The 26,550-nt window shown below is 73.5% G+C and carries 22 protein-coding genes; 16 read left to right on the top strand and 6 right to left on the bottom strand.

Annotation, left to right across the window (positions count from 1 at the left end; genetic code table 11):
• Window positions 1-71: 71 nt before the first annotated feature.
• Together IE250_RS18000 and metX are read right to left on the bottom strand one after the other, a co-directional pair.
• A complete protein-coding gene (locus tag IE250_RS18000) occupies window positions 72-500 on the bottom strand; it encodes a VOC family protein (protein WP_189670643.1) in 429 nt (142 codons plus the stop codon).
• A 40-nt stretch (window positions 501-540) separates the two neighbouring features.
• Complete coding sequence (gene metX / locus IE250_RS17995) at window positions 541-1,851, bottom strand: homoserine O-acetyltransferase MetX (protein WP_229872562.1); 1,311 nt, start codon at window positions 1,849-1,851, stop codon at window positions 541-543.
• A gap of 388 nt (window positions 1,852-2,239) precedes the next feature.
• On the opposite strand from metX, the gene IE250_RS17990 reads away from it, so the two are divergent.
• Window positions 2,240-3,601: a C40 family peptidase gene (locus IE250_RS17990; RefSeq protein ID WP_189670642.1), complete on the top strand. Its 1,362-nt coding sequence runs from the start codon at window positions 2,240-2,242 to the stop codon at window positions 3,599-3,601.
• Between the two features lie 52 nt (window positions 3,602-3,653).
• Here the strand turns inward: IE250_RS17990 and IE250_RS17985 are convergent, their stop codons facing one another.
• Entirely contained in the window at window positions 3,654-4,154 is a 501-nt protein-coding gene (locus tag IE250_RS17985; RefSeq protein ID WP_108493354.1) for an inorganic diphosphatase, read from the bottom strand.
• A gap of 257 nt (window positions 4,155-4,411) precedes the next feature.
• Between IE250_RS17985 and dacB the strand changes: the two genes are divergently transcribed.
• From dacB to IE250_RS17905, 15 genes are all read left to right on the top strand, one after another.
• Entirely contained in the window at window positions 4,412-5,863 is a 1,452-nt protein-coding gene (gene dacB, locus IE250_RS17980) for a D-alanyl-D-alanine carboxypeptidase/D-alanyl-D-alanine endopeptidase (protein WP_229872561.1), read from the top strand.
• A 33-nt stretch (window positions 5,864-5,896) separates the two neighbouring features.
• The gene (locus tag IE250_RS17975; protein ID WP_189670641.1) at window positions 5,897-6,985 is read left to right on the top strand and encodes an Rv3626c family coenzyme F420 biosynthesis-associated protein; all 1,089 of its coding nucleotides are present in this window, start codon (window positions 5,897-5,899) and stop codon (window positions 6,983-6,985) included.
• A gap of 79 nt (window positions 6,986-7,064) precedes the next feature.
• Entirely contained in the window at window positions 7,065-8,219 is a 1,155-nt protein-coding gene (gene tilS / locus IE250_RS17970) for a tRNA lysidine(34) synthetase TilS (protein WP_189670728.1), read from the top strand.
• Window positions 8,220-8,222: 3 nt separating this feature from the next.
• Entirely contained in the window at window positions 8,223-8,777 is a 555-nt protein-coding gene (gene hpt, locus IE250_RS17965) for a hypoxanthine phosphoribosyltransferase (RefSeq protein ID WP_189670640.1), read from the top strand.
• 184 nt (window positions 8,778-8,961) lie between these two features.
• Window positions 8,962-11,001 carry an ATP-dependent zinc metalloprotease FtsH gene (ftsH, locus tag IE250_RS17960; RefSeq protein ID WP_189670639.1) on the top strand — a complete coding sequence of 680 codons (2,040 nt, stop codon included), beginning with the start codon at window positions 8,962-8,964 and terminating at the stop codon, window positions 10,999-11,001.
• 26 nt (window positions 11,002-11,027) lie between these two features.
• Window positions 11,028-11,651, top strand: coding sequence for a GTP cyclohydrolase I FolE (gene folE, locus IE250_RS17955; protein ID WP_189670638.1), 624 nt, complete (start codon window positions 11,028-11,030; stop codon window positions 11,649-11,651).
• Between the two features lie 86 nt (window positions 11,652-11,737).
• A complete protein-coding gene (folP, locus tag IE250_RS17950) occupies window positions 11,738-12,697 on the top strand; it encodes a dihydropteroate synthase (RefSeq protein WP_229872574.1) in 960 nt (319 codons plus the stop codon).
• Window positions 12,694-15,561 carry a 2-amino-4-hydroxy-6-hydroxymethyldihydropteridine diphosphokinase gene (folK, locus tag IE250_RS24630; protein ID WP_229872560.1) on the top strand — a complete coding sequence of 956 codons (2,868 nt, stop codon included), beginning with the start codon at window positions 12,694-12,696 and terminating at the stop codon, window positions 15,559-15,561. Before folP ends, folK begins: the two co-directional genes overlap by 4 nt.
• A 1-nt stretch (window position 15,562) precedes the next feature.
• Window positions 15,563-16,048 (top strand): DUF3180 domain-containing protein, encoded by a 486-nt coding sequence (locus IE250_RS17935; protein WP_189670637.1) that lies wholly within the window; start codon window positions 15,563-15,565, stop codon window positions 16,046-16,048.
• A 35-nt stretch (window positions 16,049-16,083) separates the two neighbouring features.
• The gene (locus tag IE250_RS17930) at window positions 16,084-16,575 is read left to right on the top strand and encodes a PH domain-containing protein (RefSeq protein WP_189670636.1); all 492 of its coding nucleotides are present in this window, start codon (window positions 16,084-16,086) and stop codon (window positions 16,573-16,575) included.
• On the top strand, window positions 16,572-18,155 hold the full coding sequence (locus tag IE250_RS17925) for a PH domain-containing protein (RefSeq protein WP_189670635.1): 1,584 nt from the start codon (window positions 16,572-16,574) through the stop codon (window positions 18,153-18,155). The genes IE250_RS17930 and IE250_RS17925 overlap by 4 nt, the downstream gene beginning before the upstream one ends.
• 13 nt (window positions 18,156-18,168) lie before the next feature.
• Window positions 18,169-19,140, top strand: coding sequence for a Rossmann-like and DUF2520 domain-containing protein (locus tag IE250_RS17920; protein ID WP_189670634.1), 972 nt, complete (start codon window positions 18,169-18,171; stop codon window positions 19,138-19,140).
• A 68-nt stretch (window positions 19,141-19,208) separates the two neighbouring features.
• On the top strand, window positions 19,209-20,069 hold the full coding sequence (panC, locus tag IE250_RS17915) for a pantoate--beta-alanine ligase (protein ID WP_189670726.1): 861 nt from the start codon (window positions 19,209-19,211) through the stop codon (window positions 20,067-20,069).
• 4 nt (window positions 20,070-20,073) lie between these two features.
• A complete protein-coding gene (panD, locus tag IE250_RS17910) occupies window positions 20,074-20,580 on the top strand; it encodes an aspartate 1-decarboxylase (RefSeq protein WP_229872559.1) in 507 nt (168 codons plus the stop codon).
• Window positions 20,577-22,265, top strand: a complete 1,689-nt coding sequence (locus IE250_RS17905; protein WP_189670633.1) for an L-aspartate oxidase — start codon at window positions 20,577-20,579, stop codon at window positions 22,263-22,265. Before panD ends, IE250_RS17905 begins: the two co-directional genes overlap by 4 nt.
• Window positions 22,266-22,312: 47 nt before the next feature.
• On the opposite strand, the gene IE250_RS17900 is transcribed toward IE250_RS17905, so the two are convergent.
• The 3 genes from IE250_RS17900 to IE250_RS17890 are packed head-to-tail and all read right to left on the bottom strand — an operon-like array spanning window position 22,313 to window position 26,546.
• A complete protein-coding gene (locus IE250_RS17900; RefSeq protein ID WP_229872558.1) occupies window positions 22,313-24,085 on the bottom strand; it encodes an acetyl/propionyl/methylcrotonyl-CoA carboxylase subunit alpha in 1,773 nt (590 codons plus the stop codon).
• Complete coding sequence (locus tag IE250_RS17895; protein ID WP_189670632.1) at window positions 24,082-25,761, bottom strand: 5-oxoprolinase subunit B/C family protein; 1,680 nt, start codon at window positions 25,759-25,761, stop codon at window positions 24,082-24,084. Before IE250_RS17895 ends, IE250_RS17900 begins: the two co-directional genes overlap by 4 nt.
• Window positions 25,761-26,546 (bottom strand): LamB/YcsF family protein, encoded by a 786-nt coding sequence (locus IE250_RS17890; RefSeq protein WP_189670631.1) that lies wholly within the window; start codon window positions 26,544-26,546, stop codon window positions 25,761-25,763. Before IE250_RS17890 ends, IE250_RS17895 begins: the two co-directional genes overlap by 1 nt.
• Window positions 26,547-26,550: the final 4 nt, after the last annotated feature.

Raw genomic sequence — 26,550 nt, 5'->3', positions numbered from 1 at the left:
CCTGATCAGCGATGATCAGCTCGACGAAGGCTACTGGAGACGGGTTCAGTAACGAAAGGGCGTACCGCCGGTCACTCGGTGCCGACGTCGAACATCCAGGAGACGCCGAACTTGTCCGTGAGCGCCCCGTAGTAGTCGCCCCAGGGGGCGAGCTCGAAGGCCTGGCCCGGCGTCGCGCCGTCGGACAGCTTCTCGAAGGCGCCCTTGATGTACTCGTGGTCCTCGGGGCCGCCCGTCAGCGCGACGGTCACACCGCTCGAGGGGGCCACGTACTCACCCATGAACGAAGGCGTGTCCGCCGCCATGATCGTGAGGTCGCCCGGGGCGTCGAGCTGCCCGTGCATGACGAGGTCCTTGTCCTCGTCGGGCGTGGGCATCCCCTCCATCGGGTTCTCCCCGAACGTCCTGACGTCGAGCGTGCCGCCGAGCACGGACTGGTAGAAGTCCAGGGCGTCCTTGGTCTCGGACTTGAAGCTGAGGTATGGATTGAGCTTTGCCATACGGTCACGCTAGACCTGGGACCCGCGGTCCGCAGGTTGGTTACCCGAGGAACTCACTGACCATCGGGCCGATCTGGTCGGCCTCGACCAGGAACCCGTCGTGGCCCACGTCGCTCGTCACGATCCGCAGCGACTCCGCCCCCGGGATCCACTGCGCGAGCCGCGCGGACTGCGTGGGCGGGAACAGCCGGTCGCTGTCCACGGCCACCACCAGGGTCCGGGCGGTGATCTGGCTGAGCGCGGCCTCGACGCCGCCTCGGTCGCGGCCCAGGTCGTGCGAGAGCATCGACTCGGTGAGCACCACGTAGGAGTTGGCGTCGAACCGGCGGGCCAGCTTGTCGCCGTGGTGCTCGAGGTAGGACTGCACGGCGAACCGGCCGCCCGCGAACGGGTCCTCGCCGCCCTGCGGCAGCCGCCCGAAGCGCTGGTCCAGCTCGTAGCCCGTGCGGTACGTCGTGTGCGCGATCTGCCGCGCGATGCCCAGGCCGTTGTGCGGGCCGTCGTCGGCGGACGCGTCGTAGTAGTCGCCGTCGCGGAAGCGCGGGTCCACACGGATCGCGGCGAGCTGCGGGTGCGCCCACGCGATCTGGTCCCCGCCGGTCTGCGCGGTCGTAGCGATCGCGCCGAGGTTGCGCACCTCGACGCCGGCCTCGGGCCCGAGCAGCGCCCACTCGAGCACGCGGAGCCCGCCCATCGACGCGCCGATCACGAGCTCCCAGGACCGGATCCCGAGCTCCCGGGTCAGCGCGATCTCGACGGCGACCTGGTCGCGGGTGGTGATGTACGGGAAGCGGCCGCCCCACGGGCGCCCGTCCTGCGCCGTCGACGACGGCCCCGTCGTGCCCTGGCAGCCGCCGAGCGCGTTGGGCGCCACGACGAAGTACCGGTCGGTGTCGATGGGCCTGCCCGGGCCGACCATCTCCGCCCACCACCCGTCGGTCACGTGCCCGGGCCCGGCCTCGCCGGTCACGTGGGAGTCGCCGGTGAGTGCGTGCAGGACCAGCACGGCGTTGGAGCCGGTGGCGTTCAGGGTGCCCCACGTCTCGTAGGCCACGCGCACGGAGGGCAGGTACCCGCCGGCCTCCAGGTTGAACGAGCCGACATCGGCGAACTGCCGGCGCCCGGGGTCGTCGCCCTCCCGCCACGCACCGCTCACGGGAACCGGCGGCTTGCTCCGAGAGCGCGACGGCGCGGTGACGCCGCTGCTGCCGACCTCGCTGCCGGACGCCGCGGTCGCCGTCGGGGCTGCCGCGGCCGGGGCTGCCGCGGCCGGGAAAGGGACGCGGACCTCGTGGACCGGGGCGGGTGCCGTGCGACCGGCGTGGGCGGCTGACGGGGTGTGGATGGCCATGTCGCTCCTGCGGCTCGGGGTGGTGTGCTCGGTACTGGCTTGCCTCGTGGGCATGTGCGCAGTGGTCCGCAGATCGCGCGGCGAGGTCCGTCGATGGGCTCGGGCCGGTCGTGGGCAGGCGAACGTGCGGCTGGTTGTCAGTGGCACATTCGACGACTCATGCCTCGGACCGTAACCCGCGCCGCGCGTGGGCGGAACCGGCGTCTTGCACTGCGAGACCACGATGCGAGACGCGCGAGGGGTGACATGGGGGTGAATTGGCACGACGACGGATCTTTCCGGATGCGCCATTCGGATGCCCGGGGCACATTTGGACCAGTATCTCGGAGTGGTTCGCAGGATCTGCGCAAGGCGACACGCCGGTGGTGCGCGGATCGAAAGGGGGATCATGGCAGCTCGACATGGCCACGGCATGGTGCTGGCGCTCCGTGCGCTCGGCGCCGGGGTTCTCGCACTCGGCCTGGTGCTCCCGTGGGGCCCGAGCGCTGAGGCAGACCAGCCCGCCGATCCGCCCACCGTCGAGGATGCCCGGGCGGCCCGGGACGCGGTCGAGGCCGGGACCCTCGACGTACGGCAGGCGGAGTCCGCGCTCGTCGCGCTCCGCTCGGAGCTCGAGGCGGCACAGGTCCGCGTGCAGGTCTCGGCGGCTGACTACGCCGAGGCGCAGCAGGCCGTCGAGCAGGCCGAGCAGGAGGTGGCCGCGGCCCGGTCCGCCGCCGAGAAGGCGCGCAAGGGCGAGACGGCGGCGCGGACGAGCCTGGCCGAGGTGTACCGGGTCTCGGCGCGCGACGCCGACATGGGGCCGCTCGGCGTCGCCTTCGGGGCGGACTCCGTTCCCGACCTGGTGGGACGCAGCACCGCTGAGCGTGCGGTGCAGCGCAAGGTGGCCGGGGCCCTTGCCGAGTACCAGGACGCGCGCGCCTCCTCGGAGTCCGCGGACGCCCGGTGGACCGCCGCGAAGAAGGCGCTCGACGCTGCGGCCGAGCAGGCCGAGGCCGCGCTGGACGCCGCCCGGACCGCTGCGGCCGCCCTCGAAGCGCGCACCCGGGCCGCCGAGTTGGAGCGGATGGCCCTGCTGGAGCGGCTCGCACACCTGCGCCAGACCAGCGTCCAGATAGAGCAGGATCGGGAGGCTGCGCGCGCAGCCGCCGTCGAGGCCGCGCGTGAGGCGGCGGCCAGGGCGGCGCTCGAACGGCAGCGGGCGGCCCGGGACTCGGTGGCGGTCGTGGCTCCCGCCGAAGACCGCTCGCAGGAGCTGGAGAAGCCGGATGCCGAGGAGGGCGACTCGGGCGGCGTGCCCGCGCCTGCACCGGAGCCCCCGCCCGCACCGGAGCCCGCGCCGCCCGTCGGCCCGCCCACGTCGGGCGTGACCGTCGGGTCGGAGAGCCTGGGCCTGGGCGCGGTGGCCTGGGCGCGGACCAAGCTCGGGGCGCCGTACCGGCTCGGTGCGGCGGGCCCGTCGGCCTACGACTGCTCGGGCCTGACGATGATGTCGTGGGTGAGCCAGGGCGTGAACATCACGCGCACGTCCAGGTCGCAGTACCTGGCCGTCGGCAAGGTGGACTACGGGTCGCTGCGGCCCGGGGACCTCATCTTCTACGGCTCCAACCCGAGCGACCCGGCGTCGATCTATCACGTCGCCATGTACACGGGCGGCGGCATGATGATCGAGGCGACGCTGCCGGGGCAACCGCTGTCGGAGAACCCGCTGCGGCTCTCCGGCGCGATGCCCTACGCGGGCCGCCCCTGAGCCGGCTACGTAGAACTGGGGGCGAGATAGTTCTACTTCGCCGACTCAGGCCTCAGTGCTTGTCGTAGTAGCCCGTGTCCTTGGCCCGCTGGATCGAGCGAACGATCTCGGCCTCGGCGTCGGAGCGGCCCACCCAGTGGGCGCCCTCGACGGACTTGCCCGGCTCGAGGTCCTTGTAGACCTCGAAGAAGTGCTGGATCTCCAGGCGGTGGAAGTCCGAGACGTCGTCGATGTCCTGGCGCCACGCGGCGCGCTGGTCACCCGTCGGCACGCACAGCACCTTGTCGTCGCCGCCGGCCTCGTCGCGCATGCGGAACATGCCGAGCGCGCGGCACTTGATCAGACAGCCCGGGAAGGTGGGCTCCTCCAGCAGGACCAGTGCGTCCAGGGGGTCGCCGTCCTCGCCGAGGGTGCCCTCGATGAAGCCGTAGTCGTCGGGGTAGCGCGTCGAGGTGAAGAGCATGCGGTCGAGGCGGATGCGTCCGGTCTCGTGATCCACCTCGTACTTGTTCCGCTGACCCTTGGGGATCTCGATCGTGACGTCGAACTCCACGCCGATGTGCTCCAGTTCTCGATGATGGACGCCGAAGTGTCTTGCCGCGACGGCGGTCTTGCGCCCGTCCAGTGTGCCATGCGTCGTGTGTCCCGACCGTTACCTGTGGTCAGAACCACCGTCCGCATTCGGCATAATTCGCAGCGTGCGCGACGCGCGCGTGGATCGCGCGCCGCGAGCGGGTGAAATTCCTGCGAATCGCTCTCGTCGTACACGTCGCGTGGTTTGCCGCGACTAGAGTTGGCTATGGCTTTCACATGACGATCGAGAGGATGCCCATGGAGTGGGGGTTGCGCTCCGGCGCCGCCATCACCGCGGTCGTCGCAATGTTCGGTGGGTACCTCGTCGCCGACGCGTACGACGTCGTACCCGGCATGCTCACCATGGCCGACCCCTGGCCCGAGCCCAGCCCCTTCCCGACCGCCCCCGGCGCCGTCGACGGGCCTGCGCCCGTCGCGCTCCTGGAGGGCCTCCCGGGCGACGCGCCGGTGCCGAACAGCGTTGAGATCCAGCGCCTGGTGAGCGACCTGGCCGGCGACAAGCGGCTGGGCTCGCGCCTGGGTGTCGTGGTCGCCGACGGGGAGTCGGGCGAGGTGCTCGGCTCGTCGAGCCCGGACAAGCTCATGACCCCCGCGTCCACGCAGAAGCTCTTCACCGGCGTCGCCGCGCTCTCGTCGTCCATCGCGAGCACGACCCTCGAGACCAAGGCCGTCCTCGTGGACGACAACACGGTGGTCCTGGTCGGCGGCGGCGACATGATGCTGTCCGCGGGCAAGGGAAACCCAAACGCGGTTAACGGCAGGGCCGGACTTGCCGATCTCGCGCAGCAGGTCGCCTCGAAGATCAAGGTGACCGGCGCCACAGAGGTACGGGTCGCGCTCGACGACACGCTCTTCACGGGCGACGACATCGCCCCGACGGTCGCCAGCCCCGACATCGCGGCGGGCTACATCGCGCCGGTCTCGTCCGTCGGGATCAACGTCGGCCTGCTTTCCGACGGCTACAGCGACAACGGCCCTCGGGCGTCCGCCCCCGGCAAGTACGCCGCCGAGGCCTTCTCCGCGGCTCTCGAGGACCAGGGCCTCAAGACCGCCGGCGCCGTGGTCGACGCGACCGCCCCCGACGACGCACGAGTGCTCGGCCAGGTCAGCTCCGCACCGCTCGCGGAGGTCGTCGAGTTCGCCATGCAGTACTCCGACAACACGATCACCGAGGTCCTCGGGCGCCTCGTCGCGGTGGACGCCGGCCTGCCCGGCTCCAACGACGGCGCCACGCAGGCCGTCATCGCGAGCGCGAAGCGGCTCGGCGTCGACATGACTGGCGCGCGCCTGCGGGACTGCTCAGGCCTCGGGGACGGCTCGTACCTGAGCGCGCAGCAGCTGGTGGACCTGCTCGGCGTCATGGTCGACCCGGCCCATCCGGAGCTGCGCAGCGAGGCCGTCGGCATGCCGATCGCGGGCCTGTCGGGGACGCTCGACAGCAGCCTCGGACGGTTCGCCCGCCCGAACGCGGCCGAGGGCCTGGCGCGCGCCAAGACCGGCAGCCTCCCCAGGGTGCGCGCTCTCTCCGGGACCGTGGTCACCGCCGACGAGCGCCTGCTCGTCTTCACGGTCCTTGCCGATTCCATCCCGGCCGACAGGTCCGTGGGCGCCACCTGGATCTTCGACAGCTTTGTCGGCGACCTCGCGGCGTACTCGACCCAGGGCTGACGGACCGCTACCCGCGACGGTTACCGTGGTCCGGTGACACAAGCCTCCACAGCCCCACAGGTCGTCGACTGGTCAGCGGCGGCGCAGATCGCGGCGCGCCTCGCCGCGCCCGGGCCGCAGGCGCCCCGCGACGAGCTCGACGCGCTGGTAGGTGGCCTGCGGGCGGCGGCGGGCGACGCCGTCGGGCACGTGCTGGAGACCACGCGCATGTCGCCGGGGCCGTGGGGCGAGGGTGGTGGCGGCGCGCTGAGCCCGGTGGCGGTCGTGGACCGCGCGACCTGGGCCCGCGCGAACACGCAGTCCATGGCGGTCATGACGGACGGGATCGGTGCGGTCGTCGCCCAGGTGTCCAAGAGCGCCATCTCGCCCGGCGCCCAGCTGGCCGGCGCCGCCGAGATCGGGGCAGTCCTGGCGTTGCTCAGCGGCCGGGTGCTGGGGCAGTTCGACCCGTACTCCGGGCCCGGCCGGCTGCTCCTCGTCGCGCCCAACGTGCTGCAGGCGGAGCGCGCGCTGCGCGTCCCGGTGCGGGACTTCCGGCTGTGGGTCTGCCTGCACGAACAGACGCACGCCCTGCAGTTCACCGCAGCGCCCTGGCTCTCCGGGCACCTCAGCGGCCGCACGCGGGGCCTGGTCGTGAGCATGGCCCGGACGTCCGCGGAGCTGGCGAAGGCCCGGTTCGACAAGAAGATAGTGATGATCGGGCGAAGCGTGTTCGACGCACTGCGCGGCGACGGCGGCACCATCATCGACGGCATGCTCACGCACGAGCAGAAGTCCGAGCTCGCCGACATCACCGCGGTCATGGCCCTCCTGGAGGGGCACGCGGACGTGATGATGGACGCCGTCGGACCGCGCGTGGTGCCGTCCGTGCGCCGCATCCGGGCGCGGTTCGAGCGGCGGCGCGACGGCGAGGGGCGCAACACCTTCGACATCGTGGTGCAGAAGCTGCTCGGCATGGACGCCAAGCTCGCGCAGTACCGCGACGGGGCCGTGTTCGTACGGACCGTGGAGCGGACCGTGGGACGCGACGGGCTCAACGCCGTGTGGGCGGCCCCCGAGAACCTGCCGACCGCCCGGGAGATCGCCGATGCGCGCGCCTGGGTGCGCCGGGTACACGGATGACGACGGTGTGCGGGGTGCCGGTGTCGCTGCTGGCGCTGCTGTCGCCGTCGGCGCCGCCCCACACCGGGGGCGCCTGACCGTGGCCCGTGTCGAACCCGCCGTCGCCGCGGCTCGGAACGCGGTGCGGGGGGTGCTGGCCGGGCTGGGCCCGGACGACCTGGTCCTGGTCGCCTGCTCCGGCGGCGCGGACAGCCTCGCGCTCGCGGCGTCGGTGGCGTTCGAGGCCCGGCGCGTCGGCCGCTCGGTCCGGTCGCGCGGGCACGGCGTGCGGGCGGGCGCGGTGGTCGTGGACCACGGGCTCCAGGCCGGATCGGCCGAGGTCGCCGAGCGGGCGGCCGAGCAGTGCCGGTCCCTTGGCCTCGACCCGGTCGTGGTCCGGCGCGCCGAATGGTTCGACGGCGGAGGTCCCGAGGCCGCCGCTCGGGATGCCCGGTACAGCGCGCTGGCGGCGGTCGCCGGGGAGACCGGGGCCGCGCTGGTGCTGCTCGGGCACACACTCGACGACCAGGCGGAGCAGGTGCTGCTCGGGCTCGCGCGGGGCGCGGGCGCCCGGTCGCTTGCCGGCATGCCGCGCGAGCGGGGGATCTTCCGCCGGCCGTTCCTGGGGCTGCGGCGCGCGCAGACCGAGGCGGTGTGCGCGGCGTCGGGCCTGGAGTTCTGGACGGACCCGACGAACCTGCTGCCCGACGACGGCGAGGTCTCGACAGGCTCGACCCGCGAGGGGGCAGGCCCGACCCGCGAAGGGGCGTTCACGCCGCTGCGCTCGCAGGTGCGGGGACGGGTGCTGCCCGTGCTCGAGGAGACGCTGGGTCCCGGCATCGTCGAGGCCCTCGGGCGCAGCGCGGACCAGCTGCGCGACGACGCGGATCTGCTCGACGCCCTCGCCGCGGAGCTGCTCGAGCAGGCCCGCGTGACCGATCCGGACATGGCGGCGGGGGACCCTGCCGAGCACGTCCTCGACGTCGAGGTCCTGGAGCGGGCGCACCCGGCGCTCCGGCGTCGTGCCCTGCGGCTGGCCGCGCTCGCGATCGGGTGCCGGCCCACGGACACCACCACGCGGCACGTCGACGCGCTCGACGCGCTGGTCGTGTCCTGGAGCGGTCAGGGCCCGGCCCACCTCCCGGGCGGCGCACAGGTCGGTCGCGTGTGTGGCAGGCTTTTCCTGCACGCCGCGCCGACCGGTACCTCGGACGGCAGGACCGGCGTCAGGCCCCCCAGCACAACTCAGGAGTAACCCGTGGACCAGTCCGACGTCGGACCCGACCTCGCAGAGATCCTGCTCTCGGAGGAGCAGCTCACCAAGAAGCTCGACGAGCTGGCAGCCCAGATCGACGCGGACTACGCGGGCAAGGACCTGCTCCTGGTGGGAGTTCTCAAGGGTGCCGTCATGGTGATGGCCGACCTGTCCCGGCGCCTGCACCACAAGGTCCAGATGGACTGGATGGCTGTGTCGTCGTACGGCTCGGGCACCAAGTCCTCGGGCGTCGTCCGCATCCTCAAGGACCTCGACGCGGACCTGACTGGTCGCAACGTGGTCATCGTCGAGGACATCATCGACTCGGGTCTCACCCTGTCCTGGCTGGTGTCGAACCTGCGCTCGCGCGGCCCCGAGTCCGTCGAGATCGCCGCGATGCTGCGCAAGCCGGACGCGGCACAGGCCGACGTCGAGGTGAAGTACCTCGGCTACGACATCCCCAACGAGTTCGTGGTGGGCTACGGCCTCGACTACGCCGAGAACTATCGGAACCTGCCGTTCGTTGCCACCCTGGCACCGCACGTCTACGGCGGCTGACTTCTCAGCCGGCGCCCGACGCCGCGTATGCCCATCCCGGGCGGTTCGTCACGTCCGGGCGAGGTGTGGTCCAGGCGTCACATGCTCTGGGCGAACACCCGGGGCTCCTGTCAGGGAGACCATGTAGTTTCGACGGAAACATACTGCGCGAGCGGAGGGAAACGGGGCTCGGTCCCCGTCGCCGATGAACATCAAGAAGCTTCTGAGTGGGCCTGTCATCTGGATCCTGGTCGCCTTGGTCGTGGTGACTCTGGCCATCTCGGCCCTGAACCAGCCCAATGTCTCGCGAATCGAGACGTCACAGGGCATCGAGCTGCTGCGCGGCAGCACGGTCGAGCACGCCCTCATGGTCGACGGCGAGCAGCGGGTCGAGCTCGAGCTCTCCAAGGCGTACAAGGCGACCGAGGGTGAGGGCGACGCCGCCGAGGAGGTCGACCACGGCAAGACCGTCGAGTTCTTCTACACCCTGCCGCAGGGCGACCGCATCGAGGACGCGATAGTCAAGTCCGCCCCGGCCGACGGGTTCAACTCGGAGGTGCCGCAGCCCAGCTTCTGGTCGTCCATGCTGTCGGTGCTGATCCCGTTCCTCCTGATCGGTGTCGTGTTCTGGTTCCTGCTCTCGCGGGCCCAGGGCGGCGGCAACCGGGTCATGGGCTTCGGCAAGTCCAAGGCCAAGCTGGCCAGCAAGGACACCCCGCAGGTGACCTTCGCCGACGTCGCGGGCGCGGACGAGGCGGTGGAGGAGCTCCAGGAGATCAAGGAGTTCCTCGCCGAGCCGGCCAAGTTCCAGGCCGTTGGCGCCAAGATCCCCAAGGGTGTGCTGCTGTACGGCCCGCCCGGAACGGGCAAGACGCTCATCGCGCGCGCCGTCGCAGGTGAGGCCGGCGTGCCGTTCTACTCGATCTCCGGCTCGGACTTCGTCGAGATGTTCGTCGGCGTGGGCGCCAGCCGTGTGCGCGACCTGTTCGAGCAGGCCAAGCAGAACTCGCCGGCGATCATCTTCGTGGACGAGATCGACGCCGTCGGCCGGCACCGTGGCGCGGGCATGGGCGGTGGCCACGACGAGCGCGAGCAGACGCTGAACCAGATGCTCGTCGAGATGGACGGCTTCGACGTCAAGACGAACGTCATCCTCATCGCCGCGACGAACCGCCCCGACATCCTCGACCCGGCGCTGCTGCGCCCGGGCCGCTTCGACCGGCAGGTCGCCGTGGAGGCCCCGGACCTCAAGGGCCGCGAGGCGATCCTCAGGGTGCACGCACAGGGCAAGCCCATGGTCGACACCGTGGACCTCGAGGCCGTCGCCCGCCGCACGCCCGGCTTCACGGGTGCGGACCTGGCGAACGTGCTCAACGAGGCCGCGCTGCTCACCGCGCGCAGCGGCGCACAGCTCATCGACGACCGCGCCCTGGACGAGGCCATCGACCGCGTCGTGGCCGGCCCGCAGAAGCGCACGCGCGTGATGAACACCAAGGAGCAGAAGATCACGGCGTACCACGAGGGCGGGCACGCCCTCGTCGCCGCGGCCATGCGCTACACGGACCCCGTCACCAAGGTGACGATCCTGCCGCGCGGCCGGGCGCTGGGCTACACCATGGTGATGCCGCTCGAGGACAAGTACTCGACCACGCGCAACGAGCTGCTGGACCAGCTCGCGTACGCGATGGGCGGCCGCGTCGCCGAGGAGATCGTGTTCCACGACCCCACGACAGGCGCCTCGAACGACATCGAGAAGGCCTCGGCGATCGCCCGCAAGATGGTCACCGAGTACGGCATGAGCGAGAAGGTCGGCGCCATCAAGCTCGGCACGAGCGCCGGCGAGCCGTTCCTGGGCCGCGACTACGGGCACGAGCGGGACTACTCCGAGTCGGTCGCGGGCACCATCGACGACGAGGTGCGCAAGCTCGTCGACGCCGCGCACGACGAGGCGTGGGAGGTGCTGAGCCAGTACCGCGACGTGCTCGACGACCTGGTGCTGGGCCTGCTCGACAAGGAGACCCTCAACCAGAAGGAGCTCCAGGAGATCTTCCGGCCCGTCGAGAAGCGCCCCGCGCGCGACGTCTGGCTCTCCAGCGAGCAGCGCACCGTGCACACGCGCGGCCCGGTCCTGACGCCCAAGGAGCTGGCGGCCCAGAACGGGCACACCACCACCGTGCCCCAGGACGAGGCGGTGCTGGACACGGCGACGCCGTCGGACACGGCGCCCGCGGATCCGCCGAACTGAGCAGTGACTACGACCGGAGCTACACGATGACCGACGGGTCCATCACCCCCCTGTCGACGCCCGTGCGGACCGCGGCGGAAATTCCGCCGTACGACGCCGCACGGGCCGAGGCGGCAGTGCGCGAGTTCCTCCTCGCGGTCGGCGAAGATCCTGAACGGGAGGGCCTGCGGGAGACGCCGGCCCGCGTCGCCCGGGCGTACCGGGAGATCTTCGCAGGCCTGCGGCAAGAGGCGAAGGAGGTGCTGACCACCACCTTCGACATCGGGCACGAGGAGATGGTGCTGGTCAAGGACATCGAGGTGTACTCCACCTGCGAGCACCACCTGGTGCCGTTCCACGGCGTCGCGCACGTCGGGTACATCCCGAACGTGGACGGCCGCATCACGGGCCTGAGCAAGCTGGCGCGCCTGGTCGAGGTCTACGCCCGCCGCCCGCAGGTCCAGGAGCGGATGACGACCCAGATCGCGGACTCCCTGGTGGAGATCCTCGAACCGCGCGGCGTGCTCGTGGTGGTCCAGTGCGAGCACCTGTGCATGTCCATGCGCGGTGTCCGGAAGCCCGGCTCGCGCACCATCACCTCCGCGGTGCGCGGCGTCATGCGTGACGGCGCCACACGAGCCGAGGCGATGAGCCTCATTCTCGGGAAGTGACGGTGGCCCCCGCCGCGCGTCATCCCACCCGGGACGCCCGGGTGCACGGCCTGCCGGAGCTCTCCGGAGTGGGCCGCACCCTCGTGATGGGCGTGGTCAACGTCACCCCGGACTCGTTCTCGGACGGCGGTGAGTGGTTCGAGCCGTCGGCCGCCGTCGCGCACGGGTTGGAGCTGCTCGGCGAGGGTGCTGACATCCTGGACGTTGGCGGGGAGTCCACCCGGCCGGGGGCCGTGCGGGTGCCGCAGGACCAGGAGCTGGCGCGGGTGCTGCCTGTGATCGAGCAGCTCGCCGCGCACGGCGCGATCGTGAGCGTGGACACCACCCGCGCCGCCGTCGCCGAGCGGGCGGTGGCCGCGGGGGCGCGCATCGTGAACGACGTCTCGGGCGGCCTCGCCGACCCCGGGATGGGCCGCGCCGTCGCCGAGACCGGCGCCGCGTACGTGGCGATGCACTGGCGAGGGCACGCGGACGTCATGGACGACCTCGAGGTGTACGACGACGTCGTGGCCGACGTCCGCGAGGAGCTCGCGGCCCGCATGGCCGCCCTGCACGACGACGGGGTGCGGCCCGAGCAGCTGATCCTCGACCCGGGGCTCGGCTTCGCCAAGGCAGGGGTGCTGAACTGGCCGCTGCTGGCTCACCTCGACGCGCTGCACCAGCTGGGCCGACCCGTGCTCGTCGGCGCGTCCCGCAAGCGGTTCCTGGGCCATCTGCTCGCGGACTCGTCAGGGCGCCCCGCGCCGCCGCGTGCGCGGGACGACGCGACGGCCGCGATCTCGGCTCTGTCGGCCGCCGCGGGCGCCTGGTGCGTGCGCGTGCACACCGTCCGGGCCAGTGCTGACGCCGTGAAGGTGGCGGCCGCGTGGACCACCGCGGCGGACGAGCCACGGGTATGGTCGCGTGGTGCCCCTCCTCGATCCGCACCGGAGGCATTGACTTCGACCGTGGCCTTGACCACAGAATCGTGGACGGCCGGGGGACATGGCATGCCGACCTGGCAGGATTCCGGTGCACGTAAAGACGACGGGGGGAGACCACGGTGACCACAGCGTTCGGAACGGGCGTTACAGGCCCGGACGGCCGATCGCTGGACCAGATCCAGCTGAGCGGCGTGAGCGCGCGGGGGTATCACGGTGTGCTGCCGTCGGAACGACAGACCGGCCAGGAGTTCCGGGCCGACGTCGTGCTCTACCTGGACACTCGCCCGGCGGCCGCCGGTGACGACCTCGCGCTGACCGTCAGCTACGCGGACGTGGCCGAGGACGTCCACGGCATCCTCACGGGCGAACCCGCCGACCTCGTCGAGACGGTGGCCGAGCGCATCGCCGCCGCGGTGCTGGCCCGGCCGCAGGTCCAGGCGGTGGACGTGCAGGTGCACAAGCCGCACGCGCCGATCCCGGTGCCGTTCGCCGACGTCGTGGTGGCGGTCCGACGCGACCGCACCCGCATGCCCGTCGTTGCCGCGCCGGCATCGCTCGCGGGCCTCCGGCAGGCCCAGGAACCGTCGGCCGAGAGCTCGCTCTCGACCGCCGCGCCGCTCGAGCCGGTCGAGCCGGCCGACACCCGCGCTGGGTACGAGCCGAACCCGCAGGACGTCTTCCGCACTGGTCCGCCCATCGATTCGTGGAACGACGCCGCGGAGCAGGCGCGCAGCGGGTCCGAGAGCGCGTCGTTCGCCGCCGAGCCGGAGCCCCGGGACTTCGAGGCTGTCGCCAGTCCCGCGACCGCCGAGCCGGAGCCGTTCGAGCCAGAGCCGTTCGAGCCGGAGCCGTACCGGCCCTTCGACTCGGAGCAGCTCGGTGCCGAGGCGTTCGAGGCAGCGCCGCTCGTCGAGCGGATCCCGGCCTCGGTCGCGCCCGCCGCACAGCCCCCTGTCGAGGAGCCGGAGCCGCTCCCCACCCCCGAGCTCGTCGCGCCCCAGCCGCTGCAGGTGATCGCCGCGGCGTGGGAGCTGCCGGCCGAGCCTCCGGCACAGCCCGAGCGGCAGGATCACCTTGGCCAGGAGCCTGCATTCCAGCCCGAGCCGCAGTTCCAGCCCGAGCCGCAGTTCCGGCCCGAGGAGCAGTTCCATTCCGAGCCCGTGTTCGAGCCGGTCCAGCAGTACGAGTCGCTCCAGGGGATCGACCAGCGGCAGGGAGTCGACCAGGGCGGCGGTTTCGAGCAGCAGCAGTACGACCAGTACGCGCAGCAGCCGGAGCAGGCTCAGCCCGAGCAGCGGCCGCAGCGGTTCGAGCAGCCGGGGCAGTTCGACCAGGTCCAGCAGGGCTTCGAGCAGCAGGGCTTCGACCAGCCGCAGCAGTTCGAGCAGCCGCAGCCTTTCGAGCAGCAGCCGAACCAGTACGACCAGCTGTTCGACCAGCAGTACGACCGGGCCGACATGGAACCGACCCGGGCGACGGCGGCGGTCCCCGACTCCGCCGTCGGGCAGCCGGAGCAGGCGTACGGGCAGGAGCAGTACGCGCCGGGGCAGTATCAGCCCGAGCCGCGCGACCGGTTCGACGAGGTTCCCGCCGGCTATGTGGACGTGGTCATCGCGATCGGCGCCAACCTGGGCGACCCGCAGGCCACCATGCGGTCAGCGGTCGCCGAGCTGGACCGGATGCCGGGCCTGCAGATCACCGACGTGTCGCCGCTGGCGCGCACGGCCGCCGTCGGCGGTCCGGAGGACCAGCCCGACTACCTGAACGCGGTGCTGCTTGCCCGCACGACGCTCTCCGCGCGCGGGCTGCTGCACGCCTGCCAGGAGGTCGAGAACGTGCACGGCCGCACCCGCGAGGAGCGCTGGGGCGCCCGCACGCTCGACGTCGACCTGATTGCCTACGGCAACCTGACCGACGCCGCGGAGGACCTCGAGATCCCCCACCCCCGAGCGCACGAGCGGGCGTTCGTCCTGGAGCCCTGGTCGCAGATCGCGCCGGACGCCGTGCTGCCCGGCCTGGGCGGTGGCCCGGTGGCCCAGCTCGCGGCCACGGCACCGGACCGGGCCGGCATCCGCTGGCTCGCGCTCGACTGGCTGACCGACCCCGACCCCGAGCCCGAGCAGGGCGGCGGCGCCACCATCTCGAACCACCCTGCGGTGCCTGAGCCTCGGGGTGGAGGCGACGGCGGGCAGGACGCCCGCGCCGGCGAGATGCCTCCCGCGCTGCCCCCGTCGCTCCCGCCGAGCGGGCGCCCGCCGGCCTCGCCCGCCGGACCCGTGGTGGAGGTACCCGGCGGTGGGCAACCGCAGACGCACCACAGCGGCCCGGTGGACCTGGACCCCCGGACGCGGGGTGTGGGCCCGCAGCAGGAGGCGTACCCGGGCAGCCCGCACCCGCAGGGCTACTCCAGCGGACCCGTGCCGGGCGGCTCCGTGCCGATCCCGTCGCAGGTGTCGCAGGCAGCGCCCTCGGCCCCGCGCACGGTTCTGCCGATCGGCATGACGGGCAACGGGTCGGCCGTGCCGCCGCCGGAGGAGGCGCTCGTCCCGGCGCCGCCGGCACCGATCGCGCCCCGCGTGGTACGGGACACGGCGCACGAGCTGCCGGCGCACGAGCCGCTGCCCCTGGCGTCCTCGGCGCCGGCCAAGCCGGTGTTCGCGCCGGTCAATCCGTCGCGCCAGCAGTCGGGTGTGTTCCCGCCGGTGAACGGTGGCGCCCCGCAGGAGCCGGCGGGCCCGGTGTTCCCGCCGGTCAACGGGTCGACGAACGGTGCGCTCGACCGGGCCCAGAACGGTCACCAGAACGGCCACCCCAACGGCCACCCGAGCGGGCAGCTGAGCGGTCACCGGGACGCATACGACAACGACCACACGGTGATCCGGGTGCCGGGCTACGCGAACGAGCAGCACGCGACGGCGCCTGACGGCCCCATCGACTCGGTCCCCTCGTGGGTGCCGGTCCGGGATGAGCGGGGGCGCGACGCCTGACATGCGCCGAACCCCTGTCGGGTCCCTGATCGCAATCCTCTTGGCCGTCGGGATCGTCGGCTGGCTGGTGCTCCGCGCCCTGGAGACGCGCAGCGTGTATCTGCCGGTGGTGCCCTGGCTGGTCGACGTCGCGATCCTGGCGCTGGCCGGAGGGGTGTTCTGGTCCGGGTGGGCCGTGCGTTCGTACCAGAAGGGCAAGCGGCCGTCCCTCGACGGTATCCGCGCCGCCCGGACGCTCGTCCTGGCGAAGGCGGCCGCGCTGACCGGTGCGCTGCTCGGCGGCTGGTACCTGGCGCAGGTGCTGGTGGTGCTCGGCGACCTCACGATCGAGCCGCGCCGCGACCGCGCCGTTGCCGCCGGGATCGCCATGCTCTGCTCGATCGTGCTCACCGTGGTAGGCCTGGTCGTGGAGAAGTTCTGCGAGCTGCCGCCGTCGGACAAGGACCGCGCAAGCTCGGAGGAAGGCGAGTCCCCCGCTCCGGCCTGAGGCCTCGCTGTCCAGTACTCGCCCTCTGCGGAACAATGGCCATCATGACCAGCCCCTTCGAACCGCACGATGTGACCTGGAACCGCGTGTCCCCGCGGCTCGTGACGGCCCGGCTGGTCCCGGGCACGATCACCCTCGGGATACCGCTGATCGCGGGCGTCGTGCTCGCTATCACCGTCGGCCCGTGGTTCTGGATCCTCGCCGGTGTCCCCGCCGTCTTCCTGGTGTGGTCGATCTTCCTGGTCCCGCGCCAGGTCCGAGCGATCGGCTACGCCGAGCGCGACGACGACCTCCTGATCCGCAAGGGCGTGATGTTCCGGTCGATGGTCGTGGTGCCGTACGGCCGCATGCAGTACGTGGACGTCGAGGCCGGCCCGCTGGACCGCAAGCTGGGCCTGGCGAAGGTGCAGCTGCACACGGCGTCCGTGGGCACGGACGCCCAGATCCCCGGTCTGCCCCCGGACGAGGCGGCGCGTCTGCGTGACCGCCTTGCGTCCCGCGGTGAGGCTCGTCTGGCGGGCCTGTGAGCACGCCGGAGCACAACGTCGAGCAGCGGGCGCAGCCCGACGCCGAGGAGCTCGTCTGGCGGCGCGTCCACCCGATCACGCCCCTGGTCCGGGGATGGGCGGTGGTCGGCGCGGCCATCGTGATCCTGGGCCAGCAGAGCCTCGACGGCGGCCCGCGCGGCGGCCTGATCGCGCTCGTGTCCAGCGAGTACTGGTGGACGCTGCTCGCCGCGCTCGCCGCCGTCGCGCTCGTGGGCTGGGGCTACTCGACCCTTGCCTGGCGCATGACCACCTTTGCCATCGGCGAGGAGACCGTGCACCTGCGGCGCGGCATCCTGTTCCGCCAGCAGCGGCACGCCCGTCTGGACCGGCTGCAGTCGGTCGACATCCGGCAGCCGCTCGTGGCCCGGTTCTTCGGCCTGTGCGAGCTCACCCTGGAGACCGCCGGCGGCACGGACTCCGGCGTCGCCATCGGCTTCCTGAAGGGGTCCGACGCCGACGAGCTGCGCGCCGAGCTCCTCGCCCGTGCGGCCGGCCTCAAGGTCGGCAGGGCGAACCCGGCGGCTGCGCGGCCGCTCGCGCCGTCCGACGCCGTGACCGCCCCCGCCGGCCGTGTCCCGGCGGGCGAGCGGGACGGCGCGGCGCAGGACGGTGTCGTGCCCGACGGGGAGCAGGGCGCAGGAACGGCCCAGCCGGCACCGATGACCAGCCTCGAAGCGCCTCAGGTGCCGGTACTCACCGTGCCCATAGGGCGGCTGATCGCGTCGGTGGTGCGGTCCGGCGCGATGATCACGCTGGTCGCCTGGGCCGTCGCGGTCCTCGTGGCCGTGATCGTCACTGGCCAGTTCGCCGTCCTGACCGCCACGCTGCCCGCGGTGCTGGGTGCGGGCGGGTACCTGTTCGGCCGCCTGACCGGTGAGTTCGACTTCCGGGTGGCCATCTCGCCCGACGGCGTCCGCCTGCGTCACGGCATGCTCGAGACGCGCTCCCAGACCATCCCGCCGGGCCGCGTGCAGGCCGTCCGCCTGGTGCAGAGCGTGCTGTGGCGTGACCGCGACTGGTGGCGCGTGCAGGTGAACGTCGCCGGCTACGGCGGCGCGAGCGAGGAGAAGAACAGCGTCCTGCTGCCCGTCGGCACCCGCGAGGAGGCGCTGACCGTGCTGTCCCTCGTGCTGCCGGACCTCGGTGTCGACGAGCCGCGCCGCGTCCTCGACGCCGGGCTGGACGGCGATTCCCGGACGGAGAGCACCTACGTCAACGCACCTCGGCGGACCCGCATACTTGATCCCGTGGCGTGGCGCCGCAACGGGTTCACCGTGACCGGCCGCGCGCTGCTGCTGCGGCGAGGCCGCCTGGTGAAGATCCTGGACGTGGTGCCGCACGAGCGGACGCAGTCGCTGGGCCTGAGCCAGGGCCCGTGGCAGCGCCGGCTGGGTGTGGCCTCGTTCCAGGTGCACTCCACCGAGGGCCCGGTGCGTCCGGAGGTGCCGCACCTCGACGCCGCCGACGCCGCGCGGCTCATGGGGGAGCAGGCCATGCGCGCCCGCACCGCACGCGCGGCGGCGGGTCCCGAACGATGGATGGAGAGACAGGGTGAGTGACCGGTGATGACCGGTGAGTGACGCCGACGAGCCGGCCCGCCGGCCAGGGCGGCTGGGCGTGGGCGTGGTCGGCGCCGGGCGCGTGGGCGCCGTGCTCGGCAACGCCTTGCGCGCGGCCGGCCACGCGGTGGTGGGCGCGAGCGGCATCTCGGCGGACTCGCGGGAGCGCATCGAGATGCTCCTGCCCGGCGTACCCAACCTCCAGGTGCCCGACGTCGTGGAGCGCGCCGAGCTGGTCCTCCTCGCGGTGCCCGACGACGCCCTGGGCCCCCTGGTCGCCGGCCTCGCCGACACCGGGGCCTGGCAGCCGGGCCAGCTCGCGATCCACACGTCCGGCCGCTACGGCACCGCCGTCCTGGAGCCCGCCCGGCTGGGCGGCGCGATCCCGCTCGCGGTGCACCCCGCCATGACGTTCTCCGGCACGTCCCTCGATCTGGCGCGCCTGGAGGGCTGCACGTTCGCCGTCACGGGTCCCGGGCCGGTGCTGCCGATCGGGCAGGCGCTGGTCGTCGAGATCGGCGGCGAGCCCGTCGTCGTCGCGGAGGAGGCCCGCGGTCTGTACCACGCGGCCCTCACGCACGGCTCCAACCACCTGGTGGTGCTCGTGGCCCAGGCCGCGCAGGCCCTGGAGGCCGCGGGGATCGAGGCGCCGGGCCGGGTGCTCGCGCCGCTGCTCTCGGCCGCCCTGGAGTCGGCGACGCGGTCCGCGGACGCGCGCGACGGCGTCGGTCCGGGTGCGATCTCCGCGCTCACCGGGCCCGTCTCCCGGGGCGACGTCGGCACGGTGCGCCGCCACCTGACCGAGCTCAGCGCCCTCGCCGCCGCCAGCGGCGCCACCGACGTGCCCGACAGCTATACCGAGCTCGCCCGCGGGGCCACGCGCCGCGCGCTGGCGAGCCACCGCATCGACGACTTCGCGGCGCAGGCGCTGCTGGACGCGCTGGACGGCGCCGGGGAGTCGTCCGCAGGAAGGACTGAACAGTGATCACCCAGACCCGGGACACCCGCACCCCGCTCCTGGTCCGCACCCGCTCCGAGCTGCGCGACGCGCAGATGCGCTGGGCCCTCGGCGGGCCCATCGCGCCGGCCGGACCCGACGCGGCACCGGGGCAGCGCGCCGTCGTCATGACGATGGGCGCGCTGCACGACGGTCACCTGGAGCTCGTGCGCCGCGCACGCGAGGAGGCCGGGCCGAACGGCCAGGTGGTCGTGACCATCTTCGTGAACCCGCTGCAGTTCGCGGCGGGCGAGGACCTCGACGCCTACCCGCGCGATCTCGACGGCGACATCGCCAAGCTCGCCGGCGTCGGGGCCGACGTCGTCTTCGCGCCCACGCCCGACGTCGTCTACCCGGACGGCGACCCGGTGGTGCGCGTGTCCGCCGGGCACATCGGCGACGTGCTCGAGGGGGAGCACCGCCCTGGGCACCTGGACGGCGTGCTCACCGTGGTGCTCAAGCTGATGCACCTGGTGCGGCCCGACGTCGCGCTGTTCGGCGAGAAGGACGCCCAGCAGCTGCTGGCCGTGCGCCGGATGGTGCGCGACCTGGAGGTGTCGGTCGACGTGGTGGGTGTGCCCACCGTGCGGGAGCCCGACGGGCTCGCCCTGTCCTCGCGCAACGCGTACCTGTCGGCGGACGAGCGGCAGCGGGCACCGGCCCTGTCGCGCGCGCTGCGGGCCGGGGCGGCGGCCGCCGACCGCGGCGCGGACGGTGTGATCAACGCCGCCCGGCAGGTGCTGGACGGGGCCGAAGGCGTCGTGGTCGACTACCTCGCGCTCGTCGACCCGGTGACCGTGGAAGCGGTCGCCGACGACTTCTCCGGCCACGCTCTGCTGCTCGTGGCCGCACGGGTGGGTTCTACCCGCCTGATCGACAACCAGGCCGTCGAGGTCTCGTCCGAGGTCCAGAGGTAGCACCATGAGCTCCACCCCGCACCGCCCGCCCGTCGGCCGCCCCGCCTCGCTGCAACGGCCCATGATGATCGCGAAGATTCACCGCGCCACCGTGACGCAGGCGGACCTGCACTACGTCGGCTCGATCACCGTGGACGCCGACCTGCTCGACGCCGCGGACCTCGTGCCCGGCCAGCAGGTCGACGTCGTCGACGTGACCAACGGCGCGCGGCTGACCACCTACGTGATCCCGGGCGAACCCGGCTCCGGCCAGATCTGCATCAACGGCGCTGCCGCCCACCTGGTCGGCCCTGGCGATGTGGTCATCCTCATCGGCTACGGCATGCTCTCGGACCACGATGCGCGGACGTTCCTGCCGAATGTCGTGTTCGTGGACGAGAAGAACCGGATAGTCGAGGTGCACGACGAGCCCGGACACGTGCCGGACGGGTACGGCCTGGAGGAGAGCGGTCTGCCGATCGAGCCCTTCCAGCACGCCGGGCTGGTGCGCACGGCGTCGGCCCGCGCGTGAGCCCGACGCCCGGACCGGGACCGCGCCTGGCGCGGTCGCTCGCGGCCCCCGCGCCCGGCTGGACCGTGGAGGCCGACGCGATAGTCGTCGGCTCGGGGATCGCCGGCCTGACGGCGGCGCTCGAGCTGCGCACGCAGGTGCCGCGGGTGCTGCTCGTGACCAAGGGCCGGCTCCTGTCCGGCTCGACGGTGTGGGCGCAGGGCGGCATCGCCGCAGCGCTCCACCCCACCGACTCGCCGCAGGCGCACCTCGCGGACACGCTGGCCGCAGGCGGCGGCCTGTCCGACCCGGAGGCCGTGCAGGTGCTGGTCACCGAGGGCCCGGCGCGGGTGCGCGAGCTGGTCGCGCGCGGCGCGGTCTTCGACAAGGCGGCCGACGGCGACATCGCCCTCACCCGCGAGGGTGGCCACCGCGCCGACCGGATAGCCCACGCCGGCGGCGACGCGACGGGCGCGGAGATCTCGCGCGCTCTGGTCGCGCAGATCGAGGCGGTCCGGCACGACCCCGGCATCGAGGTGGTGGAGAACGCCCTGGTGCTGGACGTGCTGACGGCGGCCCCTGACTCCACGGGTCGGCGGCGCGCCTGCGGCGTGACCCTGCACGTGCGAGGCACGGGCTCGCGGGGCGGCGTCGGTGCGGTACTGGCCCCCGCCGTCGTCCTGGCCACGGGCGGGATCGGGCAGGTGTTCCGGTCGTCCACGAACCCGGCCGGCGCGACGGGCGACGGCATCGCCGCCGCGCTCCGGGCGGGTGCGGTGCTGGGCGACCTGGAGTTCGTCCAGTTCCACCCGACGGTCCTGTGGCTGGGCTCGGGCGCCAAGGGCCAGCTGCCCCTCATCTCGGAGGCCGTGCGCGGCGAGGGCGCGCTGCTCCTCGACGTCGACGGGCACCGGTTCATGCCCGCCGTGCACGAGATGGCGGAGCTGGCGCCGCGGGACGTCGTCGCGCACGCGATTGTGCGGCAGATGGCCGCCACCGGGGCCGACAACGTGCTGCTCGACGCCCGCCACCTGGGCCGGGAGTTCTTGCGCACGCGGTTCCCCACGATCAACCGGCGGCTGCTGGAGGCCGACATCGACTGGTCCGAGGAGCCGGTGCCCGTGGCGCCCGCGCAGCACTACCACTCGGGCGGCGTGGTGACCGATCTCGACGGGCGGTCGTCGGTGGACGGCCTGTACGCGGTGGGCGAGGTCGCGTGCACCGGTGTGCACGGGGCGAACCGGCTCGCGTCGAACTCGCTGCTCGAGGGCATAGTGTTCGCGTCCCGGGCGGCGCGGGACATCGCCGCGCGGTTCGACGCCGGCGAGCTGAAGCCGGGGGAGCCGGCCGAGCGCCCTGGCGGTTCCGCGCTGGTCGCGGCCGCCGCCCGGTCACGGATCCAGAAGGTGACCTCCGCCGGGTCGGGCGTGATCCGGTCGGCGCGGTCGCTGGCCGATGTCGACGAGCGCCTGGGCGCGGTCCGGGCCGACGCGCACCTTGCGGCCGAGGTCGTGGCCGAGCCACAGGCCGCCGAGTGGGAGACCACCAACGTCCACATGGTCGCCCGCGCACTGACCCGCGCGGCCTGGCTGCGCGAGGAGACCCGTGGCGGCCACTACCGCACCGACTTCCCGAAGCCGGCCGACGCCTGGAAGCGCCGGGTCCAGGTCTGGCTGGACGACGACGGGGTGCTCCAGGCCCGCTGAGCCCGGCTGGGACATGGGACCGAGCTCGGCGGCGAACCTGTGGCCGGCTAGCGCGTGATGTAGCCGATCGGGTCGCCCGTCGTGATCTGGGCGCCCTCGGCTGCCGCGTGCTCCAGCGTTCCTGCGGCCTCCGCCACGAGCTGCGTCTCCATCTTCATGGCCTCGACGACGGCGACGGGCTGGCCGTCGGCCACCGTCGCGCCGTCGGCCACCAGCCAGCGCACCAGGGTGCCGGGCATGGCCGGGAGCAGCGGCATGCGTCCGCCGTCCGCTCCGGTGCCCGACGCCGGGGGCGTGGCCTGCGCCGGTGCCGCACCAGGACCCGATGCCAGGCCCGCGAACCCGATCCCGCCCGGTGTGCGCACCCGGTGCCGCCGCCCGTCGATCTCGACCCAGGTCTCCACGACGCCGGGCTCGACCACGGGCGCGGCGAGCGCCTGCGGGTCCAACGAGGCGAGCAGCTCGGTCTCTATCCACTGGGTGTGGACGGCGAAGCCGTGCCCGCCCGCCGACCCGGCGCCCGCCGCCGTGAACGCCGGGTCGGCGAGCACCGCGCGGTGGAACGGGAGCACCGTGGGCACACCCTCGACCACGGTCTCGGCGGCGGCCCGCCGGGCGCGGGCGAGCGCCGCCTCCCGGGTTGGTCCCCACACGACGATCTTGGCGAACAGCGAGTCGAACTCGCCCGGGATCACCGACCCGGACTCCACCCCGGCGTCCACCCGGACGCCCGGACCCGCGGGCGGCACGAACCGCTCGATGCGACCGGGCCCCGGCAGGAACCCGCGCGCCGGGTCTTCGGCATTGAGCCGCAGCTCGATCGCGTGCCCCCGCGGTTCGGGGTCCTCGGTCACGGACAGCGGCAGGCCGCCGGCGACGCGGAGCTGCTCGACCACGAGGTCCAGCCCTGTGGTCTCCTCGGTGACCGGATGCTCCACCTGGAGCCGCGTGTTCACCTCGAGGAAGGACAGGGTGCCGTCCGCCCCGAGGAGGAACTCCACGGTCCCGGCGCCGCGGTAGCCGGCGGCCGCGCAGAGGTCGCGCGCGGACTCGTGCACCCGCCGGCGCACCTCCGGGTCGAGGAACGGTGCCGGCGCCTCCTCGAGCAGCTTCTGGTTGCGCCGCTGCAGGGAGCAGTCGCGGGTGCCCGCGACGACCACGTGGCCGTGGTCGTCCGCGATGACCTGCGCCTCCACGTGCCGGGGGCGCTCGAGGAACCGTTCGACGAAGCACTCGCCCCGCCCGAACGCGGCCTCCGCCTCGCGCCGGGCGGCGTGGAACAGCTCGGGCACCTCCTCGAGGGTGCGGGCTACGCGCATACCCCGCCCGCCGCCGCCGTGGGCGGCCTTGATCGCCAGGGGCAGGCCGTGCTCCTCGGCGAACGCGACCGCGGCCTCGGCGTCGGCCACGGGGCCGTCAGAGCCGGGCACCAGGGGCGCTCCGACCTTGCGCGCCAGGTCGCGGGCGGCGATCTTGTTGCCGAGCAGCTCGATGGTGGCCGACGTCGGCCCCACCCAGACGAGCCCCGCCTCCTCCACGGCGCGCGCCGAGGCCGCGCTCTCGGACAGGAAGCCGTACCCGGGGTGGACCGCGTCCGCGCCGGACCGGCGCGCCACGTCGAGCAGCTTCTCCACCGACAGGTAGGTCTCGGCGGCGGTGCGGCCTTCCAACGACCAGGCCTCGTCGGCGAGGCGGACGTGCGGGGCGTCGGCGTCGCCGTCGGCGTACACCGCGACGGAGCGGATGCCCAGGTCGGCACATGCGCGGGCCACGCGGACCGCGATCTCGCCCCGGTTGGCGATGAGCACGGTGCGGATCATGGGGTGCCTCCTGGGCGGTTCTGGATGGTGTCATCCGGCTGCGCGCCTGGGGCGCGGTCCCGGATCGTGAAGCGGACGCGCGCGCCCGCGGGCAGCTGCCCGGCGAGCGGCACGTGGTCGGCGACGACTGCCCCGATCACGGGGTACCCGCCGGTCAAGGGGTGGTCGGCCAGGAAGAGGACCGGCAGCCCGTCCGGCGGCACCTGGATCGCGCCGGTGACGCAGCCCTCGCTCGCCAGCTCGGCGCCATCCCGGTCCGGGACGCGGGCGAGGGGGTCGCCGTCCAGGCGCAGCCCGATCCGGTTGGAGCGCGGCGTCACAAGCCAGTCCTGGCCGGTCAGCGTCACGATCGCCGCCGCGTCGAACCAGTCGTCGCGCGGCCCCAGCATGATCGGTAGCTCCGTCACCTCGCCGGGCGCGGGCAGCCTGTCCGACGGCGGCGCCGCGTCCGTGTCCCCGAGGGAAGTGCTTGCGGACGGGTCGGCCGCGGGGACGCCCCGTTCCGGGGCGCCGACCGGCAGCACGTCCCCCGAGCCGAGCGGGTCGGGACCCAGCCCGGCCAGCACGTCGGTGGCCCGGCTGCCCAGCACGGGCGGCACGTCGATCCCGCCGCGCACCGCCACGTAGGCCCGCACCCCCCGCGCGGGCGCGGCGAGGCGCAGCTCGTCGCCGTCGTCGAGCGCGAACGGCTCGCCCGGCCGCGGACGGCGATCCGGGCGGGTCGGCTCGGCGGCATTCTCGGCGGCGCCCGGCCGCACCACGACGTCGCCCACCGCACCCGTCACCGCGAGCACCTGCGGACCATGGGCGCGCAGCCGCAGGCCACCCACGGACTCGATGACCGCGGCGCCCGACGGGTTGCCGACCGCCCGGTTGGCCGCCCGCAGGCTCGGCCGGTCCAGGGCACCAGACGCCGACACCCCGGCCCCCTCGGAACCCGCCCGTCCAAGATCCTGAACCAACGCCTGCACCCCGGCGCTGACGACCTCGAGCCCACCGCCGGGCCGGTGCTGATCTTGGTGGTTGCTGCCACGCGGCCCCGAAGGGGCCAGCGGCGGCGTGAGGTCGCGGACCGCTACGAAGCGGACGCGGTCGCCGGGGAGCATCAGGGCTGGGCGCTCGCGCGTCACGTCCCAGACAGGCGCGTCGGTGCGGCCCACCAGCTGCCACCCGCCGGGACTCTCCCGGGGGTAGACGCCGCTGTACGGCCCGGCGAGCGCAACGGACCCGGCCGGGACCCGGGTGCGCGGGCTCGCCCGCCGGGGGACCACCAGATCGGGGTCGTCGCTGGTCATGTAGGCGAACCCGGGCGCGAACCCGACGAACCCCACGGTCCACGCCGCCGCGGTGTGCCGCCGGACCAGCTTGTCGGCGCTCCAGCCGAGCAGCCCGGCCGCCTCGGCGAGGTCCGCGCCGTCGTACAGGACCGGGATCTCGACGGTGCGCGCCGCATCCGTGGCACGGCGCTCCAGCGGCCGCGTCCGGAGCTCGGCGGCCAGGGCGCGCGCCGTGATGGCCGACGGGCGGAACGGCACGAGCAGCGTCCGGGCGCCGGGCACGGGCACGCCGACCCCGCGCACGGGGTCGGTCAGGAGGGACTCGTACAGCGCGACCGCCTGGTCCAGGTCGGCGAGCTCGACCAGGAGGGCGTCGTCACGGGCGGTCAGTACCCGCATCACGCTGTGGGGCCGCTGCCCGCCGCGGGCGCGAAGGCCGCGAGCTCGATGCCCTCGGCGTCGAACACCTCGCGGATCCGCCGGGCCATGGCGACAGCGCCGGGGGAGTCGCCGTGCACGCACACGGAGTCGGCGCGCACGGCGACGTCGGACCCGTCCACCGCGGTCACCAGGCCCTCGGTGACGAGGCGGAGCATCCGCCGCGCGACGTCGTCGGCGTCGTGCAGCACGGCGCCCGGCTCGCGCCGCGAGACCAGGCGGCCCTCGGCCGTGTACGCGCGGTCCGCGAATGCCTCGGTGGCGGTCGCGAGCCCGGCGTCGGACGCCGCGGCGAGGGCGACGCTGCCCGGCAGGCCGAGCAGGACGAGCCCCGGGTCGACGGCGACGACGGCCGCCGCCACCGCCCGGGCTACCCGCTCGTCCACCGCCGCCGTGTTGTACAGCGCGCCGTGCGGCTTCACGTAGGTGACGGTCCCGCCCTCGGCGTCGGCCAGGCCGCGGAGCGCGCCGATCTGGTAGACGACGTCGGCCTCGAGCTCCTCGTCGGGCACGTCCATGTTGCGCCGGCCGAACCCGGCCAGGTCGCGGTATCCGACGTGCGCGCCGATGCTGACGCCGTGTGCCACGGCCGACCGCACGGTGCGGCGGATGGACGCCGGGTCCCCGGCGTGGAACCCGCAGGCGACGTTGGCGCTGGAGACGATGCCGAGCATCTGCTCGTCGTCGCCGAGGCTCCAGCGGCCAAAGCCCTCGCCGAGGTCGCTGTTCAGGTCGACGGCGCTCATGGTG

This window comes from Promicromonospora soli, assembly GCF_014653785.1.
Classification (GTDB): Bacteria; Actinomycetota; Actinomycetes; order Actinomycetales; family Cellulomonadaceae; genus Promicromonospora; species Promicromonospora soli.
This window is presented reverse-complemented; position numbering and strand designations above follow the sequence as displayed.

Excerpts from the sequence above, each read along its gene's own strand:
- IE250_RS18000 (WP_189670643.1), bottom strand. The coding sequence starts at position 500 with ATGGCAAAGCTCAATCCATACCTCAGCTTCAAGTCCGAGACCAAGGAC.
- metX (WP_229872562.1), bottom strand. The coding sequence starts at position 1,851 with ATGGCCATCCACACCCCGTCAGCCGCCCACGCCGGTCGCACGGCACCC.
- IE250_RS17990 (WP_189670642.1), top strand. The coding sequence starts at position 2,240 with ATGGCAGCTCGACATGGCCACGGCATGGTGCTGGCGCTCCGTGCGCTC.
- dacB (WP_229872561.1), top strand. The coding sequence starts at position 4,412 with ATGACGATCGAGAGGATGCCCATGGAGTGGGGGTTGCGCTCCGGCGCC.
- ftsH (WP_189670639.1), top strand. The coding sequence starts at position 8,962 with ATGAACATCAAGAAGCTTCTGAGTGGGCCTGTCATCTGGATCCTGGTC.
- folE (WP_189670638.1), top strand. The coding sequence starts at position 11,028 with ATGACCGACGGGTCCATCACCCCCCTGTCGACGCCCGTGCGGACCGCG.
- folP (WP_229872574.1), top strand. The coding sequence starts at position 11,738 with ATGGGCGTGGTCAACGTCACCCCGGACTCGTTCTCGGACGGCGGTGAG.
- IE250_RS17935 (WP_189670637.1), top strand. The coding sequence starts at position 15,563 with ATGCGCCGAACCCCTGTCGGGTCCCTGATCGCAATCCTCTTGGCCGTC.
- IE250_RS17930 (WP_189670636.1), top strand. The coding sequence starts at position 16,084 with ATGGCCATCATGACCAGCCCCTTCGAACCGCACGATGTGACCTGGAAC.
- panC (WP_189670726.1), top strand. The coding sequence starts at position 19,209 with ATGCGCTGGGCCCTCGGCGGGCCCATCGCGCCGGCCGGACCCGACGCG.
- panD (WP_229872559.1), top strand. The coding sequence starts at position 20,074 with ATGAGCTCCACCCCGCACCGCCCGCCCGTCGGCCGCCCCGCCTCGCTG.
- IE250_RS17900 (WP_229872558.1), bottom strand. The coding sequence starts at position 24,085 with ATGATCCGCACCGTGCTCATCGCCAACCGGGGCGAGATCGCGGTCCGC.
- IE250_RS17895 (WP_189670632.1), bottom strand. The coding sequence starts at position 25,761 with ATGCGGGTACTGACCGCCCGTGACGACGCCCTCCTGGTCGAGCTCGCC.
- IE250_RS17890 (WP_189670631.1), bottom strand. The coding sequence starts at position 26,546 with ATGAGCGCCGTCGACCTGAACAGCGACCTCGGCGAGGGCTTTGGCCGC.